17 protein-coding genes are annotated in these 23008 nt (G+C 72.0%); 10 read left to right on the top strand and 7 right to left on the bottom strand.

Going from position 1 to position 23008, the window contains the following annotated elements; translation table 11 throughout:
• Nucleotides 1–66: 66 nt before the first annotated feature.
• On the bottom strand, nucleotides 67–930 hold the full coding sequence (locus tag FHS22_RS21800) for an RNA polymerase sigma-70 factor (protein ID WP_338047877.1): 864 nt from the start codon (nucleotides 928–930) through the stop codon (nucleotides 67–69).
• 134 nt (nucleotides 931–1064) lie between these two features.
• Between FHS22_RS21800 and FHS22_RS21795 the strand changes: the two genes are divergently transcribed.
• From FHS22_RS21795 to FHS22_RS21770, 6 genes are all read left to right on the top strand, one after another.
• Nucleotides 1065–2441, top strand: coding sequence for a pyridoxal phosphate-dependent decarboxylase family protein (locus FHS22_RS21795; protein WP_184944285.1), 1377 nt, complete (start codon nucleotides 1065–1067; stop codon nucleotides 2439–2441).
• 42 nt (nucleotides 2442–2483) lie between these two features.
• Nucleotides 2484–2972, top strand: a complete 489-nt coding sequence (locus FHS22_RS21790; protein ID WP_184944284.1) for a cupin domain-containing protein — start codon at nucleotides 2484–2486, stop codon at nucleotides 2970–2972.
• 159 nt (nucleotides 2973–3131) lie between these two features.
• Nucleotides 3132–4958 carry a serine hydrolase domain-containing protein gene (locus FHS22_RS21785; RefSeq protein WP_184944283.1) on the top strand — a complete coding sequence of 609 codons (1827 nt, stop codon included), beginning with the start codon at nucleotides 3132–3134 and terminating at the stop codon, nucleotides 4956–4958.
• Between the two features lie 46 nt (nucleotides 4959–5004).
• A complete protein-coding gene (locus tag FHS22_RS21780) occupies nucleotides 5005–6141 on the top strand; it encodes a sensor histidine kinase (RefSeq protein WP_184944282.1) in 1137 nt (378 codons plus the stop codon).
• Nucleotides 6138–6803, top strand: coding sequence for a response regulator (locus FHS22_RS21775; protein ID WP_184944280.1), 666 nt, complete (start codon nucleotides 6138–6140; stop codon nucleotides 6801–6803). The genes FHS22_RS21780 and FHS22_RS21775 overlap by 4 nt, the downstream gene beginning before the upstream one ends.
• A 142-nt stretch (nucleotides 6804–6945) precedes the next feature.
• Nucleotides 6946–7716 (top strand): arylamine N-acetyltransferase family protein, encoded by a 771-nt coding sequence (locus FHS22_RS21770; protein ID WP_338047876.1) that lies wholly within the window; start codon nucleotides 6946–6948, stop codon nucleotides 7714–7716.
• Nucleotides 7717–7782: 66 nt separating this feature from the next.
• On the opposite strand, the gene FHS22_RS21765 is transcribed toward FHS22_RS21770, so the two are convergent.
• The 3 genes from FHS22_RS21765 to FHS22_RS21755 form a co-directional block, all read right to left on the bottom strand.
• Nucleotides 7783–10677, bottom strand: coding sequence for a vitamin B12-dependent ribonucleotide reductase (locus FHS22_RS21765; RefSeq protein ID WP_184944278.1), 2895 nt, complete (start codon nucleotides 10675–10677; stop codon nucleotides 7783–7785).
• 92 nt (nucleotides 10678–10769) lie between these two features.
• A complete protein-coding gene (gene nrdR / locus FHS22_RS21760; protein WP_184944276.1) occupies nucleotides 10770–11231 on the bottom strand; it encodes a transcriptional regulator NrdR in 462 nt (153 codons plus the stop codon).
• Between the two features lie 341 nt (nucleotides 11232–11572).
• Nucleotides 11573–11845 (bottom strand): LysM peptidoglycan-binding domain-containing protein, encoded by a 273-nt coding sequence (locus FHS22_RS21755; protein WP_184944274.1) that lies wholly within the window; start codon nucleotides 11843–11845, stop codon nucleotides 11573–11575.
• A gap of 347 nt (nucleotides 11846–12192) precedes the next feature.
• Between FHS22_RS21755 and lexA the strand changes: the two genes are divergently transcribed.
• The 4 genes from lexA to FHS22_RS21735 all read left to right on the top strand — a co-directional run bounded on the left by lexA (nucleotide 12193) and on the right by FHS22_RS21735 (nucleotide 17726).
• Nucleotides 12193–12903 (top strand): transcriptional repressor LexA, encoded by a 711-nt coding sequence (gene lexA / locus FHS22_RS21750; protein WP_184944272.1) that lies wholly within the window; start codon nucleotides 12193–12195, stop codon nucleotides 12901–12903.
• Between the two features lie 291 nt (nucleotides 12904–13194).
• Nucleotides 13195–14085 carry a hypothetical protein gene (locus FHS22_RS21745; protein WP_184944270.1) on the top strand — a complete coding sequence of 297 codons (891 nt, stop codon included), beginning with the start codon at nucleotides 13195–13197 and terminating at the stop codon, nucleotides 14083–14085.
• Nucleotides 14086–14268: 183 nt separating this feature from the next.
• Entirely contained in the window at nucleotides 14269–16488 is a 2220-nt protein-coding gene (locus FHS22_RS21740) for a glycosyl hydrolase family 18 protein (protein WP_184944268.1), read from the top strand.
• 53 nt (nucleotides 16489–16541) lie between these two features.
• Entirely contained in the window at nucleotides 16542–17726 is a 1185-nt protein-coding gene (locus FHS22_RS21735; protein WP_338047875.1) for a MalY/PatB family protein, read from the top strand.
• A 131-nt stretch (nucleotides 17727–17857) separates the two neighbouring features.
• Here FHS22_RS21735 and FHS22_RS21730 read toward each other — a convergent pair whose 3' ends face one another.
• From FHS22_RS21730 to leuS, 3 genes are all read right to left on the bottom strand, one after another.
• Entirely contained in the window at nucleotides 17858–18943 is a 1086-nt protein-coding gene (locus FHS22_RS21730; protein WP_184944266.1) for a hypothetical protein, read from the bottom strand.
• Between the two features lie 234 nt (nucleotides 18944–19177).
• Entirely contained in the window at nucleotides 19178–20170 is a 993-nt protein-coding gene (locus FHS22_RS21725) for a hypothetical protein (RefSeq protein WP_184944264.1), read from the bottom strand.
• 74 nt (nucleotides 20171–20244) lie between these two features.
• Nucleotides 20245–22713 carry a leucine--tRNA ligase gene (gene leuS, locus FHS22_RS21720; protein ID WP_184944448.1) on the bottom strand — a complete coding sequence of 823 codons (2469 nt, stop codon included), beginning with the start codon at nucleotides 22711–22713 and terminating at the stop codon, nucleotides 20245–20247.
• Nucleotides 22714–23008: the final 295 nt, after the last annotated feature.

Raw genomic sequence — 23008 nt, 5'->3', positions numbered from 1 at the left:
CAACTGAGAACCGGCGGGCCCTCGCGAACGTGACAGTTCCGCGGAAAAAAATCCCGGAGCCGGGTCTCACGAGCCCGGCGGCTCTCCGAAACGGGACAGCTTGCCGGGGTCGAGCACGCTCCGCAGACCGACGACCACCCCGTCCGCGACGTCCACCACCAGGACCATGACGGCCTGCCCGCCGTACAGCGCGACGATCGCGTCCTGGCCGTTGACCTCGGCGTGGCGGACATCGAGGCCCTCGCCGGCGCCGGCCGCGATCCCGGCCACGTAGCGGATGACCTTCGCCCTGCCGAGGACGGGCCGCAGCGCCGCGCTGACCTTGCCGCCGCCGTCGGCCCAGGCGATCACGTCGGCGGCGAGGACCTGCTCCAGCCCCGCCAGGTCGCCGCTCCGCGCGGCCTCCAGGAAGCGCTCCACGATCAGGCGGCGCCGCCCGCCGGGTGCGTCGAACCGGCGGCGCTCGCCGACCCGCCGCCGCGCCCGGTGGTGGAGCTGGCGGCAGCCGGCCTCGGAGAGGTCGAGCACCTCGGCGATCTCGCGGTAGCCGTACGCGAACGCCTCGCGGAGGACGAAGACGGCGCGCTCGGCCGGGGTGAGCCGCTCCAGCAGGACCAGGAAGGCCATGGAGACGGAGTCGCGCTGCTCGGCGGTCTCCAGCGGGCCGAGCTCGCCGGTCGGCACGGGCTCGGGGAGCCAGGCGCCGACGTGGCTCTCCCGGGTGGCGCGGGCGGAGGTCAGCCGGTTGAGGCAGAGGTTCACGACCACCTTGGCCAGCCAGGCGCCGGGGGCCGCGACGCCGCCCGGCTCGGTTCCGCTCCAGCGCAGGTAGGCGTCCTGGACGACGTCCTCGGCCTCGGCCGCGGAGCCGAGCATCCGGTAGGCCAGGCCGAACATCCTCACCCGGTGGGCCTCGAACTCCTCGATCACGCACCCAGCGTGACAGAGATGCCCGGAATCATGCCAATCACGACGGGAGTCCCTTCTGTGAAGGCTCGAAAATTTAGGGCCATTTTGCGGAATTGGCCGGAGACGCGTCCTTCCCGGGCTTCTACGGTGGCCGCATGCATCCACTTCTCGGTGACGACCTCGCACGCCTGCCCGAACTGCTCGACGAGACCCGGGCCTACGCCGTACGGCTCCTGGCCGGCATGGACGACCGCCCGGTCGCCCGGACCCCCGTACGGCGCCCGCCTTCGCCCCTGCCCCTGGTGGGAAGCGGGGCGAAGGGGGCGATGGAGGCGTTCGCCGAGCGCTGGGAGCCCGGTTTCGCCGCCAGCGCCGGCCCCCGCTACCTGGGTTTCGTGACCGGCGGCGCCACCCCCGCCTCGCTGGCGGGCGACTGGCTGACCGGCGTCCTCGACCAGAACCCCACCTCCGGCATCGACTCCACCGCCCCCGACCTGGAGCGGGAGGCGGTCGCCTGGCTGCGCGAGCTGTTCGGCCTGCCGCCGGAGCACGAGGGCACGTTCGTCAGCGGCGCGACCATGTCCAACGCCGCCGGCCTGGCCATCGGCAGGGAGTGGCTGGGCGAGCGGCGCGGGATCCCGGTGGCCGAGCAGGGGGCCGCCGCGCTCGGTCCGGTCGCCGTGCTCTCCGGAAGCCCGCACTCCAGCGTCGGCAAGGCGCTGTCCGTGCTCGGGCTGGGCCGCTCGGCGATGCGGCGCGTCGATCTCCTGCCCGGCCGGGAGGCCGTCGACCCGGCGCGGCTCGCGGCGGCGCTGGAGGAGCTCGGCGGGCGGCCCGCGATCGTGGTCGCCAACGCCGGCACGGTGAACACCGTCGACTTCGACGACCTTCGCGCGATCATCGCGCTGCGCGAGCGGTACCCCTTCTGGCTGCACGTGGACGCCGCCTTCGGGGCCTTCGCCGCCCTCTCCCCCGGCCACGCCCACCTCGTCGACGGGCTCGGCGAGGCGGACTCGGTCTGCGTGGACCTGCACAAGTGGCTGAACGTCCCCTACAGCAGCGCGGTCCAGTTCACCCGCCGCCGCGACCTGCAGGCGCGGGTCTTCGCCAACTCCGCCGCCGCGTACCTCGGCCCGGTCGGCGACGACCCCGTGCACCTGACCCCGGAGAACTCCCGGCGGCTGCACGCCGTACCCGCCTGGTTCGCGCTGGCCGCCTACGGGCGCGAGGGACACGCGGAGATCGTCCGGCGCGACGTCGCCCTCGCCGGGCTGCTCGGCGAACGCATCGCCGCGCTGCCCGCCTACCGGCTGCTGGCGCCGGTCCGGCTCAACGTGGTCTGCTTCACCCTGGCCGACGCCCCCGAGCGGGCCGGGGAGCTCGTCAACGCGATCATCGAGTCGGGAGAGGCGTTCCTCACGCCGACGGTCCACGACGGCGTGCCCGCGCTCCGCGCCGCCTTCAGCAACTGGCGCACCACCGAGGCCGACGTCGAGCGGGTCGCCGACCTCCTGAAGCGGCTCGCGCCGTAGCCGCCCTCCGGTCTCGTGGACCGGGCACGTAAGGTGAAGATCATGACATATCCGGAACCGAGTTACTTCGGGGAGAAGGGCGAGATCAGCGCGACCTTCCGCCCCGCGGGCCACGAGCCCGAGCTGACCTACCAGAGCGGCAACACGGTGGACTACCTGGCGACGGGGGCCTCCACCGGCGGGAAGTTCGGCCTCTACCGGTGGAACATGGGACCCGAGCCGTCCGGGCCCGGCCCCCACTTCCACCGGTCGATCTCCGAGTCGTTCTTCATCCTCACCGGGACCGTGAAGATCTTCAACGGCGACCGCTGGATCGACACGCATCCCGGCGACTTCGTCCACGTCCCCGAGGGCGGGATCCACGGCTTCCGCAACGAGTCGGGCGAGCCGGCCTCCATGCTCCTGCACTTCTCCCCCGGGGCGCCCCGGGAGGGCTACTTCGAGGGCCTCGCCGAGTTCGCCGTCTCCGGCCGCCCCGGAGAGGAGGAGCTCGCCGAGTTCTACCTCCGCCACGACAACCACTGGCTCTGAGACCCCCCGCGAGGCCTCTCCCGCGGACCGTCCGCCGGGCTCCCCGGCGCGGGCCGGGGCCCCGCCGGCGGGAGCCGGTCCTTCTCCCCCGGGCGGCGGAGAAGGGAATGGGTGGCACCGGTGATGTCCCGCCGGAGCGGACCCGCGATCATTTACGACATGTTGACGAAGTTCATAACCGCTCTGGTCCTGATGACCGCCCCGGTGCAGGCGGCCGAGCCGCCGGCCCTGCAGGGGCTCGGCGCACTGGTCGACGAACACGTCACCGCGGCGATGGCCGAGGAGAAGATCCCGGGCGTGGCGGTGACCGTGGTGGCGGACGGCGAGCGGGTGGTGCACAAGGGATACGGCTGGGCCGATACGGAGCGGCGGGTGCCGGTCGACCCCGAGCGCACCCGGTTCCTCATCGGCTCGGAGACCAAGTTGTTCGCCGCCCAGGCCGCCCTGCAGCTCGTCCGCGCGGGCAGGCTCACGCTGGACGCCGACGTGAACACCTATCTGAAGACGTTCACGGTCCGTGACACCTACCCGGGGCGTCCGGTCACGTTGCGGCACCTGCTGACGCACACGGCCGGGTTCGACGAGGACTACGTCGTGGGCAGCGGTGCGGACGTGCTGCCGCTGGGCGAGGCGCTGGCCGCGCACCAGCCGGCGCGGGTGCGCCCGCCGGGCACCGGGGTGTCCTACAGCAACTACGGGGTGGCGCTGGCCGGGTACCTGGTGCAGACCGTCTCGGGGATGCCGTTCGAGGAGTACGTGAAGCGGCAGGTGTTCGAACCGCTCGGCATGAAGGAATCCGTCGCCGCCTGCGGCGGGCTGCGCGGCACCAAGGCCTACCTGGCGGACGGGACGCCGACGCCGGTCGACTGCGCGGACTTCGCCGCCTCCGGCGCCGGCCCGGCCTCGACCGCCTCCGACATGGCCGTCTACCTGCAGGCCCAGCTGTCGCAGGACGGGCGCCTCGGGACCGGGATCGCGGCCGAGATGCAGCGCCGGCAGTACAGCGAGCACCCCGGCCTGGCCGGGATGGGGTTCATCTGGGAGGAGCGCCCGTACAAGGGGCACCGGCTGCTGTTCAAGGGCGGCGACATGCCCGGCATGCACGCCTTCATGTTCCTGCTGCCCGAGCAGGGCATCGGCGTCCACGTGATGGCCAACGGGGACGGCACCGGGCGGCACGGGCTGGACGGGTTCGCGCTGGTCGAGAAGATCATCGACCGGTACCTGCCGAAGACGGCGCCGCCCGCGGTCACGGCGCCGGCGGGCGCGTCCTCCCGCGCGTACGAGGGCTGGTACCAGAGCAGCGGCGTCAGCCGCGGCAGCCTGCTCAGGGTGCAGGCGCTGGCGGACACGCCGGTGCACGTCACCGCCACCGCCGACGGCGGCGTCGTCACCACCGGCCTGGGCGGCGGCGAGCGGCGCTGGATCCAGTTCGAGCCCGGCGTCTTCCAGCAGGAGGGCGGGTGGAGCCGCATCGCCTTCCCCGAACCCGGACAGCTCGCGCTCGGCGGCAGCACGGTCGTCTTCGACCGGATCGGCCCGCTGGAGCACTCGTGGCTGCATCTCGGCCTGATGGCGTGGGCGCTGGCGGTGTCGGTGATCGCCGTGGTGGCGTATCCCGTGGCGCTGGCCGTGCGCAGGATCCGCGGGCGTGCGGTGCAGGGGCCCTGGGCTCCGCGGCTGGCGGCCTGGCTCGGCGGCGTCGCGGTGACGGTGGTCGTGGCCGGGTTCGGCTCTCTGCTCGCCGACCAGAGCCGGGCGCTGCCGATGGTCCTGCAGGCGGCGCCGGCGCTGATCGCACTGCTGGTGCTGGCCACGCTGACCGTGGCGCTGGCCGCCGCACTGTCGGTCTGCGCGGTGATCGCCTGGTGGCGGCGCTGGTGGCGGCCGGCGGCCAGGATCGGCTACACGCTGGTCACGACGGGTGTCGTCGCCTTCGCCGTCGTGGCGGTCCTCTACAACTTCGTCGGCCCGCCCTACACCTGAACCGTCCACCGGCCCGCCCCCACCTGGAATAGGATCTCGCATCGGTATGTCAGCCATCACCCGATCAATCCGCCGGATTCCTCCGCTGGCCGCGGACCTCGCGACCGCCCTGGTGGTGCTCGCCGCGCATTCGGCCCCCTTCGTCCTGACGGTCCGGGAAGCCGACCCGGTGACGGGCTACACGCTCGGGCAGTACCTGCCCGTGCTCGGCCTGGCGCTGCCGCTGGTCTGGCGGCGGCGCGCACCGCTGGCGGTCCTGGCGGCGGTGATGACCGCGACGGGTGCGTACCTGCTCAACGATCCCGACACCGCCCCGCAGCCGATCCCCTACGCACTGCTGGTCGCGCTCTACACGGTGGCCGCGCACGGCTCGCCCCGCACCCGGACCTGGGCGCTGGCCCTGCTCGGGTGCGGCGCCGGTATCCAGCTCGCCGGGCTGGTCCTGAATCCGCCGAGTGCGGACACCACCGTGCGGGCGCTGGTGATGTACGTCGCGGCCTGGGCCATGGGCCGGGCGACGGCCAACCGGCACACCTACGTCCTCCAGCTCGAACGCGACAGGCAGCGGGAGGCGGAGCGGGCCGTCGAGCGGGAGCGGGCGGCGATCGCCCGGGACATGCACGACGTCCTCGGCCACGCGATCAGCCTGATCGTGGTGCAGGCGGAGGCCGGGCCGCTGGCCGTACGCCCCGACCCGGGCCGTGCCGAGGCCGCCTTCGACGCCATCGCCGAGACCGGGCGCGAGGCGATGGACCAGCTGCGCCGTCTGCTCGGCCTGCTCGGCAGCTCCTCGCCCGGCGCTCCGCCGACCGTGGCCCGGATCGAGGCGCTGGTGCACAGCGTGGACCGGGCCGGACAACGCGCTACGCTGACCGTCCACGGCACGCCGCGCCCGCTGCCCGCGGACGTGGAGGCCGCCGCCTACCGGGTCGTGCAGGAGGCGCTCACCAACGCGGTCAAGCACGCCCGGGCGTCCGCGGTGGCCGTCGAACTGGACTGGAGGCAGGACGCGCTCATGATCGGCGTCACCGACGGGGGCCGCGGCCACACCGGCGGCTCAGGGTACGGGCTGGTCGGCATCCGCGAGCGCGCGGCGGCGTGCGGCGGTTCGGCGTCCTTCGGCCCCGGGCCGGGCGGGCGCGGCTTCGCCGTCGCGGTGCGCCTGCCGGGAGCCGCCGCGTGACGATCCGCGTCGTGGTCGCCGACGACCACGAGCTCATGCGCAGCGGCTTCGCCCTGATCCTGGACACCCAGCCGGACATCACGGTCGTGGCCGAGGCCGGTGACGGCGCCCAGGCCGTCGCGGCGGTCCGCGCGCACGCGCCCGACGTCATCCTGCTCGACATCCACATGCCCGTCATGGACGGCATCCGGGCCGCCAGGACGATCTGCGCCGAGACCGGCACCAAGGTCGTCATCCTGACCGTCTTCGACCAGGACGAGTACGTCTACGAGGCCCTGCACGCCGGGGCCAGCGGTTTCCTGCTCAAGGACGTGCGCCGCGACGACCTCGTCCACGCCGTCCGGGTCGTGATGGCCGGGGAATCGCTGCTGGCGCCCGTCGTGACCAGAAAGCTGATCGACGATCTGATCCGCCGCAAGGCCCGCCCACCGGTCGCGATCTCGGGGATGGACGCCCTGACCGGCAGGGAGCGGGAAACCCTCGCCCTGCTCGGCCAGGGCCTGTCCAATCCCGAGATCGCCGCGGCCCTGGTGGTCAGCGAGCACACCGTGAAGACCCACGTCAGCAACGTGCTGTCCAAGCTCGGCCTGCGCGACCGGATCCAGGCGGTCATCTGCGCCTACGAGTCCGGCCTCGTCCAGCCGGGCCTCTGGCGCCGCTGAGGGGGCGGCGCCGGTGGCCCGACGGGAGCGGCGGCGGAGTCGGCCGCCGCCCCGCAGACCGCCCGTCCGGGCGCTCCCCCTTCGCACGGGCCGGACCGCGGCCCCTCCGCCGCCGGCGGACGGCGCATGGTTTGCTTGCCCCGTGGACGAGTCACAGATCACCCGTTACATAGACAGAATCGGCGCAACCCGACCTTCGCGACCGGACGTGCGGAGCCTGCACGCCCTGCAACTCGCCCATCTTCGGGCGGTGCCGTTCGAGAATCTGAGCATCCATCTCGGCGAGCAGATCTCACTCGAACCCGGGGCGCTGTTCGACAAGATCGTAAGTCGCCGGCGCGGTGGCTTCTGCTACGAGTTGAACGGACTGTTCGCCGAGTTGCTGACCTCGCTCGGTTACCGGGTGACGCTGCTGGCCGCCCGGGTCTTCCAGGACGGCACGCCGGGACCGCTCTTCGACCACCTGGCGCTCCGTGTCGACCTGGACGAGCCGTGGCTGGTCGACGTCGGCTTCGGCGACTTCGCCGACCAGCCGCTCCGGCTCGACGAACGCGCGGAGCAGAAAGAGGACGGAGGCGTGTTCCAGGTCGTGCCCGCCCCCGGCGGCCACGGTGATCTCGACATCGTGCGCGGAGGCGAGCAGAGCTACCGGCTGACCGCCCGGCCCTACGAACTGGCGGACTTCGTCCCGACGTGCTGGTGGCAGGCGACCTCTCCCCAGTCGCACTTCACCAGGTCGCCGGTCTGCTCGATACGCACGCCCGAGGGCAGGACGACGATCAGGGGCGGCAGACTGATCCGGACCGCCCACGGCGAGCGCACCGAACGCGTCCTGGGCGAAGCCGAACTCCGCTCCGCCTACCGGGAGCACTTCGGGGTCGCGCTCGACCGGCTCCCGCCCGCCGGAGCGTGACCTTCCCGGCGTGACCGGCGGGGCCGCCGGTCACGCCGGTCGCACCGCGCGCGACCCCGCCCGCTGTCAGCTGCAGCCGCTGGTGGAGCCGCAGCCCTCGCAGACGTAGCAGCTGCCGGCCGGGCGCATCTTGGTGCCGCAGGTCATGCAGAGCGGGGCGTCGGCGGTACGGCCCTGGTGAGACTCCAGGGAGCCGGCGCGCACCGGCTCCGGCAGGAGCTCGGCCCTGCTCCCGGTGTTCTCGGCGTTCTCGCCGCGGGGCTTCTCGATCGGGGCCGAGGTGGCCAGCTCGGCGATGACCTCGTCGTTGTGGACGACGGCCGGGTCCTCGCCCCGCTGCTGGGCGGCCCGCTCGGCGGCGGAGAAGATGCCGAGGGCGGCGCGCTCGTCGTAGGGCAGGTGGTCCAGGGCCAGCCGGCGGAAGATGTAGTCCATCACCGAGGCGGCCATGCGGATGTCCGGGTCGTCGGTCATGCCCGCCGGGTCGAAGCGCATGTTGACGAACTTGCTGACGTAGGTCTCCAGCGGCACGCCGTACTGCAGGCCGATGGAGATGGCCACGGAGAAGGCGTCCATGACGCCCGCGAGGGTCGAGCCCTGCTTGGACATCTTCAGGAAGACCTCGCCCACGCCGTCGTCGGGGTAGGACGAGGCGGTCATGTAGCCCTTGGCGCCGCCCACGGTGAAGCGGGTGGTCGTGCTGGGCCGCTGGTTCGGCATCCGGCGGCGGGTCGGGCGGCTGATCTCCACCACCCGGACCTCCGGCTCCGCGGCGGCACCGGTCTTGTCCCCGGTCTTGTCCCCGGTCTTGCCGTCGGTCTTGCCGTCGGTCTTGCCGTCGGTCTTCTTGCCCGCGGCCGAGAGCGGCTGACCGACCTTGCAGTTGTCGCGGTAGACGGCCAGGGCCTTCAGGCCGAGCTTCCAGCCCTCCAGGTAGACCTGCTCGATGTCCTCGACCGTCGCGGACTCGGGCAGGTTGACCGTCTTGCTGATCGCGCCCGACAGGAACGGCTGGGCGGCGGCCATCATGCGGACGTGGCCCATCGGGGCGATGGCCCGCTCGCCCATGGCGCAGTCGAAGACCTCGTAGTGCTCGCGGCGCAGGCCCGGCGCGTCGACGACGTGGCCGTGCTCGGCGATGAACTCGACGATCGCCTCGATCTGCTCATCCTGGTAGCCGAGCTGCTTGAGCGCCCGCGGGATCGTCTGGTTGACGATCTGCATGGAGCCGCCGCCGACGAGCTTCTTGAACTTGACCAGCGCGAGGTCGGGCTCGATGCCGGTGGTGTCGCAGTCCATCATCAGGCCGATGGTGCCGGTGGGCGCCAGCAGCGAGGCCTGGGCGTTGCGGTAGCCGTTCTTCTCGCCGGTCCTGAGGCACTCCTCCCACTGGCGGGTGGCCTCGGCGTGGACGGCGCCGTCGATGTCGTCCAGCGTGCGCAGGGCGTCGTTGGCGGCGGAGTGCTTGCGCATGACGCGCTTGTGCGCCTCGGCGTTGCGGGCGTAGCCGTCGTACGGTCCCACGACGCCGGCCAGCTCGGCGCTGCGGCGGTAGGAGGTGCCGGTCATCAGCGAGGTGATCGCCCCGGCGATGGCCCGGCCGCCGTCGGAGTCGTAGGCGTGGCCGGTCGCCATGAGCAGCGCGCCGAGGTTGGCGTAGCCGATGCCGAGCTGGCGGTAGGCGCGGGTGGTCTCGCCGATCTTCTCGGTCGGGAAGTCGGCGAAGGTGATGGAGGCGTCCATCGCGGTGATGATCAGCTCGGTGATCTTCACGAAGTTCTCGATGTCGAAGGAGTTGTCGTCCTTCAGGAACTTCATCAGGTTGATGCTGGCCAGGTTGCAGGAGGAGTTGTCCAGGTGGAGGTACTCCGAGCACGGGTTGCTGGCGGTGATGCGGCCCGTCTCGGGGCTGGTGTGCCAGTCGTTGATCGTGTCGTCGTACTGGATGCCGGGGTCGGCGCACTCCCAGGCGGCGGTCGCCATCTTGCGGAACAGGTCGCGGGCGTCGACCTTCTCGATGATCTCGCCGGACAGGCGGGCGCGCAGGCCGAACTCCTCGCCGTCCTCCACCGCGCGCATGAACTCGTCGGAGACGCGCACGGAGTTGTTGGCGTTCTGGTACTGGACGGAGACGATGTCCTTGCCGCCGAGGTCCATGTCGAACCCGGCGTCGCGCAGCGCGCGGACCTTGTCCTCCTCGCGCGCCTTGGTCTCGATGAACTCCTCGATGTCGGGGTGGTCGACGTCGAGGACGACCATCTTGGCGGCGCGGCGGGTGGCGCCGCCCGACTTGATGGTGCCGGCGGAGGCGTCCGCACCGCGCATGAAGGAGACCGGGCCGCTGGCCGTGCCGCCGCTGGAGAGCAGCTCCTTGGAGGAGCGGATCCGGGAGAGGTTCACGCCGGAGCCGGAACCGCCCTTGAAGATCACACCCTCTTCCTTGTACCAGTCGAGGATGGACTCCATCTGGTCGTCGACGGCCAGGATGAAGCACGCGCTGACCTGCTGCGGGGAGGCGGTGCCGACGTTGAACCAGACCGGCGAGTTGAAGCTGAAGACCTGGTTGACCAGGGCGTGCTTGAGCTCGTGGTCGAAGATCTCGGCGTCCTCGTCGGTGGCGAAGTAGCCGTTCTCGACGGCGGTGCGGGTGTAGACGCCCACCACGCGGTCGACGAGCTGCTTGAGGCTCCACTCGCGCTGCGGGGTGCCGACCGCGCCGCGGAAGTACTTGGTGGTGACGATGTTGGCGGCGTTGACCGACCAGGAGTCGGGGAACTCCACTCCGCGCTGCTCGAAGTTGACCGAGCCGTCACGCCAGTTGGTCATGACGACGTCACGGCGCTCCCAGCGCACCTCGTCGTACGGATGCACGCCGGCGGTGGTGAAGATGCGCTTCATCTTCAGCCCCTTGCGCGGCCTCTTGCCCCCGCGCGACGCCGTGCCGCTGACCGTCTCCGTCATGACTTCCCCCTTCCGGGACTCCGCACGAGCCCCCGATCCGGACCACATCAACGCGCCGCTGTTCGTCCCCCGGCGCCCGGGGATTGACTTCTTCAGTCGTGCTTGGCGGAGCGATCCGCCCGCAACTGCTCGATCTCGGCCTCGAAGTCGGCCAGCGTCTCGAACCCCCGGTAGACCGAGGCGAAGCGGAGATAGGCCACCTCGTCCAGCTCGCGGAGCGGCCCCAGGATGGCCAGGCCCACCTCGTGGGCGGGGATCTCCGCGGCCCCGGTCCCCCGGATGCCCTCCTCGACCCGCTGACCGAGCTGGGCCAGCGAGTCCTCGCTGACCGGCCGCCCCTGGCAGGCCCGCCGGACACCGGCGATCACCTTGTCCCGGGAGAACGGCTCGGTCACCCCGCTGCGCTTGCTCACCATGAGCAGCACGGTCTCCTGGGTGGTGAACCGGCGCCCGCACTCGGGGCACGTGCGCCTGCGGCGGATGGCTCCGCCGTCCTCGGTGGAGCGGCTGTCGATGACCCGCGTGTCGGGGTGGCGACAGAACGGGCAGTGCACGCGCGTCGCCTCCCTGATCCGCCGGGCGGCTCACCTGCCCCATGTGTCCCAGAGTGCCCACGCGGGGACGCTCGCGCACACCTCTTCTGAATCGAGGTGCAGTAACGGAAACACAATCTGTGGTGGAGTGCACCGGTAAAGCCACTAGATGTTGTGGTCCAACCGTAGAAGTGCGCGACCATGAACGCAAGTTAGACGAGGGCCCGCGGCCGAAGTCGCTGATCAGCGCTCCGAACGCGCCGCGGCCGGGCGTGTCGCCCCTCCGGCGCGCCCCCGGACGCCCTCGCGCTCCCCCGGGCACCCCGGCGCCCGCTCCCGCCCGCCCCCTCGGGCGGCGGCCCTCAGCCGGCCGGGCCGTCCGGCGGGTAGAGCCGGTCGCCGGACCTGATCACGGAGGCGGACAGGCCGTTGACGATCATGATCCGGTCGACGGCCGCGGCGGGGTCGCCCTCCGGAGCCGCAGCCCCGGCGATCCCCCGGAGGGTGTCGCCCGGGTGCACCACCACCCCGGGCGGGCCCTCCCGGCCCTCCTGCCCGGCCGCCGAGGCCGCGTCGACGCGCGAGGCGATCCACAGCAGCCCGAGGGTGGCCAGGACGAGCAGGACCAGCACCACGATCCGCCCCCGGCGGGTGAGCCGGAGCGGCGTGCCAGGATATCGGACGCCTCCCGCAGGTCCGGGCCGCCGGGCCGGAGCCCTGCCGGGCCCGGCGGGCCCGCCGGGCCGTCGCGTCCGAGCGGTCGCCTTCATCATGACCCCCATCCCTCCCACCTGGCCGAACACAGGTCGAAGAAAGATCGGCGAATCGAACACGATGTCGATCGAACTCCCGTACGATGTTGTACACCACGCCGCCATCGATTTCGAGGACGACTCGAACAATTGTTTGAAGATGATCTTCGACGAGGGTACGGTCGCTGTGTGCGACACGAGGAATACGGACCGGGAGGCAAGGAGATCGCATGAGCGAGCAGAAAGAGAACGGCGCGGCCGTCAGTGATCTGGCGGTGCGCAGACGCGACTCCCTTGGCCTCACTCCCAGGCAGCGCAAGATCCTTGAGGTGATCCGCGACTCGGTGCAGCAGCGCGGCTATCCGCCGTCGATGCGCGAGATCGGCGAGGCGGTGCAGCTCACCAGCACCTCCAGCGTTTCGCACCAGCTGACGGCGTTGCAGCGCAAGGGCTACCTCAGGCGCGACCCGCACCGCCCCCGGGCGCTCGAGGTCCGCCTGCCCGGCGAGCCGGTCCTGTGGGTGGATCCCGACGCCTCCACGGACGAGGCCCCGGTCAGCCGCCCGACCGCGGCCTACGTGCCGCTGGTCGGCCGGATCGCCGCCGGCGGCCCGATCCTCGCCGAGGAGAGCATCGAGGACGTCTTCGCCCTGCCCAAGCAGCTCGTGGGCGAGGGGACGCTCTTCCTGCTCCAGGTGACCGGCGACTCGATGATCGAGGCCGCGATCGCCGACGGCGACTGGGTGGTCGTGCGCCAGCAGCCGGTGGCCGACAGCGGCGACGTCGTCGCGGCGATGATCGACGGGGAGGCCACGGTCAAGACCTTCAAGCGCAAGGACGGCCACGTCTGGCTGGTCCCGCACAACCCCAACTACGACCCCATCCCGGGTGACGAGGCCACCGTCCTCGGCAAGGTCGTGGCGGTCCTGCGCAGGCTCTGACCCGGCCGGTCCGGGCAGGTCCGACGGCCGGTACGGCACACGCCGTACCGACTCGCAGGCACGCTGCGGGAACGGCGCGCCGGAAGGGCGGGATCCGCGCGAGCGGAGTCCCGCCCTTCCGCATGTCCGGAATCCCGGACATGCGGCAACCACGATGATCTTTCATTGGATCATGAAACGGCCTACGCTCACTCCCGCACAGAGCGCGGCCGGCACGCGTTCCCGGACGAGGGGGCGGGATCGCGGGGGTGCGGGAGCCGCGCGACAGACGCGACCGACAGGAGCGCCCCCATGCCGCGCCGAGCCCCCGAGCCGATCGGTGACCGCGACACCCTGCTCCGCTCCGGCCCGTTCCATCTCGCCCTCCGCGCCTGCATCCGGGAGAGCGGGCTCTCGCTCGACCGGATCCGGGCCCGCCTCGCCCAGCACGGTCCGGCGGTCGCGCTGTCCACGCTGAGCGACTGGCAGCGGGGGAACCGGCGTCCCGGCGGCGAGCGGTCGATGGCGGTGATCACGGCGCTGGAGGGCATCCTCGGCGTCCCGGAGCGGGCGCTGGCGGATCTCCTGCATCCCGGCCCGGGAGCGGACGAACGGCCAGGCGGACCGCCCGGCCCGTTCCCCGGCCGGTACGAGCAGCACGTGACCGTCATCAGCCAGCACCAGAAGGTGGTCCTCGACGCCGCCGGATGCCGCGCCTCGGTCTGGACGCGCACCCTGATCAGGGCCCGCCGGCACGGGGTGGACCGCTACCTGGCCCGCTCGCCCGACGGCCCGGGGGCGGACCCCGGCGCCCGCGAGATCCTCCCCCTGGCGAACTGCCGGCTGGGCGAGGTCCGGCGGGAGCCGGAACCGTTCGTGGAGCTCCTGTTCGACCAGGCGCTGCGCAGCGGGGAGACCTGGGTCTTCGAGTGGGAGGCCCGCGACCGTCCGCCCGTCCCCTGCACCGGCCACGGACACGGCTTCCGCCAGCCGGTGGAGCAGTTCCTGGTCGAGGTGCGGTTCGACCCGGCGGCGCTCCCGGCGGAGTGCTACGCCTACGCCCGGCACGGCGTGGACGGCGAGGTCCGCCGCACCGGAGCCCTGGCGCCCAACGTCCACCACACCGTGCACCTGTCGGCCTGCGGCGTCTCCTCCGGGGTGCTGGGCATCGCCTGGCGCTGGCCGCCTCCCGGCATGTCCTGAAACTCCCTTAAACCTCCGCCTTACCCCCGAAATTTCGCACCTTGACCGCCTGTGGTCACAGGGATACGTTCACCCCAAATTAATAGGAAAGCTTCTTATTAATTTAATCCCCCCGTGCAGGTAGGAGAGGTACAAGCCGTGCGCAACAGACTCACCCTGAAACTCTTAGCCGCCGCGGGAGCCATGCTGCTCCCGTTGGGCGCCGCCGCCGTCACCATGGCCCCCGGAGCGTACGGCGCCGCCGCCGTGCCGATCCGGGCCAACTCGGGCGGCGCGGCCGTCACCGACGGCGCGGGCGTCCAGTGGTCGGCCGACAAGGCCTACACCGCCGGCGACTGGGGCTACCAGACGAGCTACGGCACGAACACGACCAGCAGCCCGATCGCCGGCACCACCGACGACTCCCTCTACCAGAGCTACAACACCTTCAACGGCTGGAGCGGCTACCGCTTCGACGTGCCGAACGGCACCTACCAGGTGACGCTGAAGATGGTCGAGGACTGGGCCAACGGCGCGGGCCAGCGCAAGTTCGACGTCCGGGCCGAGGGCGCCGGCGTGCTGACCGCCTTCGACATCTTCGCCGCCTGCGGCCGGCTGACCGCCTGCGACAAGACCTTCCCGGTGACGGTCACCGACGGCGCCCTCGACGTGCAGTTCAACATGAACGGCGGGGCCAACTACGCGACCGTCTCCGCGATCTCGGTCACCGGGCAGACCGGCGGGGACACCCCGCCGACCGCCCCCGCGAACCTGCGCTCCACCGCGGCCACCACGACCAGCGTCTCCCTCCAGTGGAACGCCTCCACCGACGACGTCGGCGTCACCGGTTACGAGGTCTACCGCGGCGGCACCCTCGTCGCCACCGTCACCGGCACGAGCCACACCGACACCGGCCTGACGGCCAAGACCGAGTACGCCTACACCGTCCGCGCCCGCGACACCGCCGGCCAGCGCTCCGGCGCGAGCAACGAGCTCAAGGTCACCACCGAGGACGACGGCGGCGGCGACACCGAGGCGCCGAGCACCCCGGGCGGCCTGCGCGCCGGGGCCGTCGGCGCCACCACCGCCGAGCTGTCCTGGAACGCCTCCACCGACAACGTCAAGGTCACCGGTTACGAGGTCTACCGCGGCGGCGCCCTCGTCGCCACCGTCACCGGCACGAGCCACACCGACACCGGCCTGACGGCCAAGACCGAGTACGCCTACACGGTCAAGGCCCGCGACGCCGCCGGGAACCGCTCCGGTGCGAGCAACGAGCTCAAGGTCACCACCAAGGAGGGCGGCACCGGCGGGAGCAGGCTGCTGGGCTACTTCACGAACTGGGGCGTCTACGGCCGCAACTACCACGTGAAGAACATCGTGACCAGCGGCTCGGCGTCCAAGCTGACCCACATCAACTACGCCTTCGGCAACGTCCAGGGCGGCCGGTGCACCATCGGCGACGGCTTCGCCGACTACGAGAAGTCCTACACGGCCGACCAGAGCGTCGACGGCGTCGCCGACACCTGGGACCAGCCGCTGCGCGGCAACTTCAACCAGCTCCGCAAGCTGAAGAAGGCCTACCCGAACATCAAGGTCCTGTGGTCTTTCGGCGGCTGGACCTGGTCCGGCGGCTTCGGCCAGGCCGCGGCCAACCCGGCCGCGTTCGCCGAGTCCTGCTACAACCTGGTCGAGGACCCGCGCTGGGCCGACGTGTTCGACGGCATCGACATCGACTGGGAGTACCCCAACGCCTGCGGCCTCACCTGCGACACCAGCGGCCCGAACGCCTTCAAGAACCTGATGGCCGCGCTGCGCGCCAAGTTCGGCTCCGGCAACCTGGTCACCGCGGCGATCACCGCCGACGGCTCCAGCGGCGGCAAGATCGACGCCACCGACTACGCGGGCGCCGCCCAGTACGTCGACTGGCTCATGCCGATGACCTACGACTTCTTCGGTGCCTGGGCCGCCCAGGGCCCGACGGCTCCGCACTCGCCGCTCACCTCCTACAGCGGCATCCCGCAGGAGGGCTTCAACTCCGACGCCGCCATCCAGAAGCTGAAGAGCAAGGGCGTCCCGGCGAACAAGCTGCTGCTGGGCATCGGCTTCTACGGCCGCGGCTGGACCGGCGTGACCCAGTCCGCGCCCGGCGGCACCGCGACCGGCGCGGCTCCGGGCACCTACGAGGCGGGCAACGAGGACTACAAGGTCCTCAAGACCAAGTGCCCCGCCACCGGCACCATCGCCGGTACGGCCTACGCCCACTGCGGCAACCAGTGGTGGAGCTACGACACCCCGGCCACCATCGGCGGGAAGATGGGCTACTCCAAGAACCAGGGCCTGGGCGGCGCGTTCTTCTGGGAGCTGAGCGGCGACACCGCCAACGGTGAGCTGATCAGCGCGATGAAGTCCGGTCTCGGGTAATCAGTCCAGATATCTCACAGTAAGTCGGTCACCGTCCCAATTAGGCTGGGACGGTGACCGACTCCTCTTCCGCGAACGCCCAGAACGCCCTGAACGAGCTGACGTTGGAGACCCTGGCCTCCCGGGACGGGATCAAGTGGTCCCAGCCCGGGCCGGGAGTGATCCCGGCGTGGATCGCCGACATGGACTTCCCCGTGGCCCCGGCGATCAGCGAGGCCCTGGCCCGGCGGGCCCGCGGCGACCTCGGCTACCCGGGCTGGCTCGACCGGCCCGGATCCGGTCCCCTCGCCGAGGCGTTCGCCGCTCGGATGGACCACCGGTACGGCTGGCGCCCCGATCCCGGCCACGTCCGCTCCTTCAGCGACATCAACCAGGCGCTCCAGGTCGTCCTGCACGTCGCCGCCGCCCCCGGCGACGAGGTGGCCGTGCACGTCCCGGCCTATCCCCCCTTCCTCGGGACGCTCGCCGAGATGGACCGCCCGGCGCTCACCGTCCCGATGGAGCCCGCCGGGGACTCCTGGGGCTTCGACACCGCCGCCCTGGCCGCCCGGCTCGCCGCGGGCCGCTGCCGCGTGCTGCTCCTGGTCAACCCGCACAACCCGACCGGCCGCGCCTTCACCCGCGAGGAACTGACCGCCCTGGCCGAGCTGGCCGAGCGCCACGACCTGCTGGTGATCTCCGACGAGATCCACGCCGACCTGGTCCACGCCCCCGGCGGTCACATCCCCTTCGCCACGCTGCTGCCGGAGCGGACGGTCACGCTCACCTCCGCCACCAAGGCTTTCAACCTGGGCGGCATCCGCTGCTCGGTGGCCCACGTCGGCCCGCCCGCCCTGCGCGCGGCCCTGGAGGCCCAGCCGACGCACCTGTACGGCGCCGCCCACGTCTTCGGGGTCGAGGCGACGGTCGCGGCCTGGCGGCACGGCGACGACTGGCTGGCGGAGGCGCGGGCGGTGCTCGACCGCAACCGCCGCCTGATCGCCGAGCGGCTCCCCGAGGGCGTCGGCTACCGCGTCCCCGACGCCACCTACCTGGCCTGGCTGGACTTCACCGCCCTGGGCCCGGCCGAGGACCCGGCCGCGTTCCTGGAGCGGGAGGCCCGGGTGATGCTCAGCGCGGGCCCGCTGTTCGGCCCCGGCGGCGAGGGCTTCGCCCGGCTGAACTTCGCCACCTCCGGCCCGGTCCTGTCGGAGATCCTCGACCGGATCGCGCGGGCGGTGAAGTCGTCCGGGTCGTGAAGACGTCTCCCTGACCGTCCTGGCCGTCTCCCGGGCCCTGCCCGTCTCCCGGATCCCGGATCCCGTCCAGCTCTCGCTGCCGGATCCCGTCCGCCCCCGGTTCCCGGCCCACGCCGCCGCGCGGGCGGGGTTCAGGAGGCCGGGGTGGGCGGCGGCAGGCGGCTGCTCGCCGCCGTGGGGTCGGCGACCGCTTCCAGGTCGCGGCTGAGCAGCATCCGGTGCACGAAGGAGGCCGGGGTGCCCGGGGTGAGGACGAGGGTGGCGCGCAGGACCGTGACGTTCCCGCTCACCACCTCGTCGTGCTCGATCTCCTTGACGTGCTCCCCGTACCGCGTGCCCTGGGTGGTCGGGGCCGCCGTGGTGAGCTTGGCGGTGAGCGCCTGTCCCACCGCGGCGATCGCGCCGCTCCTGGGCGCCACGCAGATCACGTTGACCGGCGTGTCGCCCGGGGACGCGGGGCGGCGCAGCCCGACCCCGTAGAGGGCCACCGCCCCGGAGTCCTGCGGCACGGTGAGCACCGCGGTGACGACGTCGCCGAGGCAGTCGGCGACGGCGGCGTGCGAGGAGACGTCCGCGAGGGAACGGGCACCGCCGAGCACGGCGGAGACGGGCGCGGCGGCCGATCCCACGGCGAGCGTGGAGCCGGTGACGACGACCTTGTTGAGCTGGTTCACCAGGCCGAGGTCGATCAGCGGCCCGTCCGGATCGAGGGCGTGGTCGTCGGCGAGCGACAGTCCGTCGTGGTCGCCGATCTTCCCGGGCCTGCCGCCCAGCGCGGTCAGCTTGGCCTTGATCGCTTCGGCGTCCACGCCGCCGTCGATGCGGACCGCCGTGTCCGGCGGCACGCCGATCGAGACGGCGTGGTCGGCGGCGTAGGGGGTGATGCCCGTCCGTTCCGTCAGCGGCCGCCCCGCCCGGACCAGTTCGCCCAGGCCGTACCCGATGACGGACAGCCAGGTCTTGTCCCGCCCCGGCCCCTTGTCGGTGGCGACGCCGATGTCGCGCCAGTGGGCCAGGTCCCCGTACTCGAGGTGGAGGGCGGCGGGTCCCTCTCCGGAGACCTCGGCCAGCGCCGCCCGGAGCCCGCCGGGGGCCGCGGGGGTTCCGGAGCTCGCGGGGGCCGCCCGGGTCTCCCCGCGCCCGGGCTCGCCGTCCCCTCCGGAGCAGCCCGTCACGACCAACCCGCCCGCCAGCAGGAGCGCACCGATACGTCGCATGCCCGCACCCTAGTGTCAGCCGGACCCAGCCGAGAACGGGCGGGTCCCGATCCCCCGCAGCCGTACCGCGCGGTCCTCGCCGCCGGTGGCGGTCAGACGGCCGCCGGGCGCGAAGGCTCGGGGGAAGGCCGCCTCGTCGGCGGGGCCGAGGTGGCCGGCGAGGATGGTGCCGGAGAGGGGGAAGCGGGCGGACCGATCGATCGCAGTGGCACGAGCATGCCGCTTCCCGCCGGGTCAGGACGGGCCGGTCGCCCGGTAGTCCTCCGGGGCGAGCGTCCGGAGGAAGAAGGACGCCGAGGTCGTGGCGGTGTGCCTGACCGTGGCTCGGAGCACCGTGAGGTCCTCGAACGCGACCTCGTCGTGGACGATCTCCTCGGCGTGGTCGCCGAACGGCTTGCCCAGGCGGTTCTTCCCCTCCGTGGTGAACCGGGTGGGGAAGTCCCCGCGCACGGCGGCGTGCTCGGCCGCCTCCGGCAGCACGCACACCACGCTGACCGGCTGGTCGGTCACGGACTCGGGACGCCTCAGCCCCACACCCTGGAGCCTCACTCCCGGCCCCGAGCCCACCTCCTGGGGATCGACGATGAAAGCGGCGGCGACATCTCCGAGACAGGCCGCGAGGGCGAGGTATCCGTCCTTGCCGGCCAGGGCGGGCGATCCGCCGAGCACGTCCCTGACGCTCGACGCGAACGGGCTCGCCGCGATGACGGAGCCGGTGACGACCACGTTGCCGAACGGGTCGTCGGTGGAGGTCTGGACGAACATGCCGTTCTCCGAGGTGGTGGTGACGCCCTCGCCCCGGGTGATCACTTCGTGCCCGCCGAGCCTGCGGGGTGCTCCTCCGGCCGCCACCAGCCTGTCCCGGACGGCGGCGGCGTCGAAGCCCCCGTCCAGCCGTACGGTGTCCGGCGGTATGCCGATGGAGATCGCCCGGTCGGCTCCGGACAGATCGCCGCCGACCGGATCCCGCCGTTCCGGGACGCCGAACGCGCCGAGGCTGAAGGAGACCGTCTCCAGCCAGGGAGCCTCCGACTCCACTCCGGGCGTCAGGCCGAGATCCCGCCAGTGGGCCAGGTCGTTGTAGAGGAACGCCTGGCTCGCCGGCCCGCTCTCGGCCACCTCGGCCATCGCCCTGGCCAGTCCTGTCTCCGAGGGGTCACCGCCCGCCCGGGCGCAACCCGCCAGGGCCAGGACCGTCACCATCGTGAGCACACCGCAACGCCGCATGGGAGAAGCCTAGGGGGCTCCGGATCATGATCCGGAGCCCCCTTCCCGGCGGCGCCACGAGCTTGCCGCCGGCCCTACGGCACGATGTTGACCAGCTTCGGCGCGCGGACGATGATCTTGCGCGGCTCGCCGGACAGGAAGCCCCGGACCCGCTCGGAGGCCAGCGCCAGGGTCTTCAGGTCGGCCTCGGAGATGTCCGGGGAGACCTCCAGGCGGTCGCGGACCTTCCCGGCGACCTGCACGACGCAGGTGACGGACTCCTCGACCAGCAGGGCCGCCTCGGCGACCGGCCAGCCGGCCGTGGCGACCGAGGCGGGGTGGCCCAGGCGCTCCCAGCCCTCCTCCGCGGCGTACGGCGCGACCAGGGAGAGCATGACGGCCAGGGCCTCGCAGCCCTCCCGGACGGCCGGGTCGGCGGCGCCGGGGCCGGAGTCGATGGCCTTGCGCAGCGCGCTGGTCAGCTCCATCATGCGGGCCACCGCGACGTTGAAGCGGTAGGACTCGACCAGCTTGGTGACCTCGTCGACGACCTTGTGCACAGTCTTGCGCACCCCCAGGTCGCCGGTGGCGGCGTCCGCCCCGGGCGCGGAGGCGGCGCCGGCCTCGGCCATCACCCGGAAGGCGCGGGCCAGGAACTTCTGCGAGGCGGCGGGCGAGACGTCGGCCCAGTCGATGTCGTCCTCGGGCGGGCCCGCGAAGACCATGGTCAGCCGGACGGCGTCCACGCCGAAGGCGTCGATCTGCTGGCCCAGGTCCACGCCGTTGCCCAGGGACTTCGACATCGCCTTGCCCTGGTTGATGACCTGGCCCTGGTTCAGCAGGCGGACGAAGGGCTCGGTGAAGTCGACCATGCCCATGTCGTGCAGGACCTTGGTGAAGAACCGCGAGTACAGCAGGTGCAGGATCGCGTGCTCGACGCCGCCGACGTACTGGTCGATCGGGCCCCACTGGCGGACCTTCTCCACGTCGAACGGGCCGCCGGTGTGGCCGGGGTCCACGTAGCGCAGGTAGTACCACGAGGAGTCGACGAAGGTGTCCATGGTGTCGGTGTCGCGCCGGGCGGCCCCGCCGCACTTGGGGCACGCGACGTCCACCCAGTCGGCGGCCGAGGCCAGCGGGGAGACGCCCTTGGGGGCCAGGGCCTCGCCGCGCAGGTCGGGCAGGGTGACCGGCAGCTGCTCGTCCGGGACGGGGACCTCACCGCAGTCGGCGCAGTGGACGATCGGGATGGGGCAGCCCCAGAAGCGCTGGCGGGACAGCAGCCAGTCACGCAGCCGGTAGTTGACCGCCGCCCTGCCGGTGCCCCTCCCGTGCAGGATCTCGATGATCTTCTGGATCGCCTCGGTCTTGCTCAGGCCGTCCAGCGGGCCGGAGTTGACCAGGGCGCCGTCGCCGGAGGTGGCGACGCCGGTCTCGCCCGGGTCGGCCAGGCCGGTGTGGACCACGACCCGCACCGGCAGCCCGAAGGCGCGGGCGAAGTCCAGGTCGCGCTGGTCGTGCGCGGGCACCGCCATGATGGCGCCGTGGCCGTAGTCGGACAGCACGTAGTCGGCGGCCCAGATCGGCATGCGCTCGCCGTTGACCGGGTTGATCGCGTAGCGGCCCAGGAAGACGCCGGTCTTCTCCTTGTCGGTGGAGAGCCGGTCGATGTCGCTCAGCTTGGCGACCTCGGCCCGGTAGGCCTCGAAGGCCGCCCGCTGCCCGTCGGAGACGATCTCGGCGGCCAGCGCGGCGTCCGGGGCGACCACGAAGAAGGTCGCGCCGTACAGCGTGTCGGGACGGGTGGTGTAGACGGTGACCGGTTCGTCGCGGCCCTCGATCACGAAGTCGACGTCCGCGCCCTGGGAGCGGCCGATCCAGTTGCGCTGCATGCTCAGCACGCGCTCCGGCCAGCCGCCCTCCAGCTGGTGCATGTCGTCCAGCAGCCGGTCGGCGTATTCAGTGATCTTGAAGTACCACTGGGTCAGCTCGCGGCGGACCACCTCGGCGTGGCAGCGCTCGCACTTGCCGCCGACGACCTGCTCGTTGGCCAGCACGGTCTGGTCGTTGGGGCACCAGTTGACCAGGCCGCCCTTGCGGTAGGCCAGACCGCGCTCGAAGAAGCGCAGGAACAGCCACTGGGTCCAGCGGTAGTACTCCGGGTCGCTGGTGTGCAGGCGGGTCGACCAGTCGAAGGAGATCCCGTACCGCCTGAAGGAGGCCGCCTGGGTCTCGATGTTGGCGTAGGTCCACTCGGCCGGGTGCGCGTTCCGTTTGATCGCGGCGTTCTCCGCGGGCAGGCCGAAGGAGTCCCAGCCGATCGGGTGCAGGACGTTGTAGCCCTTCTGCACCCAGTAGCGTGCGACGACGTCGCCCAGGCCGAACGCCTCGGCGTGCCCCATGTGCAGGTCGCCCGAGGGGTAGGAGAACATGTCGAGCATGTAGCGCTTCTCACGCGTGTCGGCGGGGTCCGCGGAGGCCCGGAAGGGGTCCAGCTCCTCCCACCGCCGCTCCCACTTGACCTGCAGTGCCTGCGGGTCGTAGTGCTGCTCGTCGCTCTGCATGTCGGCTCGCTCGCTCACGTTTCTTCCCTCGGTGTCCGTCCGCGAAGATGATCTCAGTCATCCGACCCAATAGAAAAACCCTCCGCTCACGCGAAGGGCAGCCGCACCGGCGGGGCGCTCAGCGCCGGGAAGGCCGGTGCGGCCCGGTAAGCAGCAGGGTCGCGGCACGCATAATCACAGCCTAGCGCAGCCCGCAAGTCTTTTCATGAACCGCGGAGAGAGACGATCGGGCGAACCCGGGACACCGGTGGGACCCGGGCAGCACAATGGCGGAGTACTCCACCGAGAGGTGCCG

The sequence above is a fragment of the Thiemannella venezuelensis genome (assembly GCF_014203605.1).
Classification (GTDB): Bacteria; Actinomycetota; Actinomycetes; order Streptosporangiales; family Streptosporangiaceae; genus Planomonospora_A; species Planomonospora_A venezuelensis.
Note: the sequence above shows the minus strand (reverse complement) of the source record. Positions and strands in the feature narration are given on the sequence as shown.

Coding starts and splice junctions, on each gene's coding strand:
- FHS22_RS21740 (WP_184944268.1), top strand. CDS start 14,269: ATGCTGCTCCCGTTGGGCGCCGCCGCCGTCACCATGGCCCCCGGAGCG.
- FHS22_RS21795 (WP_184944285.1), top strand. CDS start 1,065: ATGCATCCACTTCTCGGTGACGACCTCGCACGCCTGCCCGAACTGCTC.
- leuS (WP_184944448.1), bottom strand. CDS start 22,713: ATGCAGAGCGACGAGCAGCACTACGACCCGCAGGCACTGCAGGTCAAG.
- FHS22_RS21745 (WP_184944270.1), top strand. CDS start 13,195: ATGCCGCGCCGAGCCCCCGAGCCGATCGGTGACCGCGACACCCTGCTC.
- FHS22_RS21785 (WP_184944283.1), top strand. CDS start 3,132: ATGTTGACGAAGTTCATAACCGCTCTGGTCCTGATGACCGCCCCGGTG.
- lexA (WP_184944272.1), top strand. CDS start 12,193: ATGAGCGAGCAGAAAGAGAACGGCGCGGCCGTCAGTGATCTGGCGGTG.
- FHS22_RS21790 (WP_184944284.1), top strand. CDS start 2,484: ATGACATATCCGGAACCGAGTTACTTCGGGGAGAAGGGCGAGATCAGC.
- FHS22_RS21725 (WP_184944264.1), bottom strand. CDS start 20,170: ATGCGGCGTTGCGGTGTGCTCACGATGGTGACGGTCCTGGCCCTGGCG.
- FHS22_RS21730 (WP_184944266.1), bottom strand. CDS start 18,943: ATGCGACGTATCGGTGCGCTCCTGCTGGCGGGCGGGTTGGTCGTGACG.
- FHS22_RS21780 (WP_184944282.1), top strand. CDS start 5,005: ATGTCAGCCATCACCCGATCAATCCGCCGGATTCCTCCGCTGGCCGCG.
- FHS22_RS21765 (WP_184944278.1), bottom strand. CDS start 10,677: ATGACGGAGACGGTCAGCGGCACGGCGTCGCGCGGGGGCAAGAGGCCG.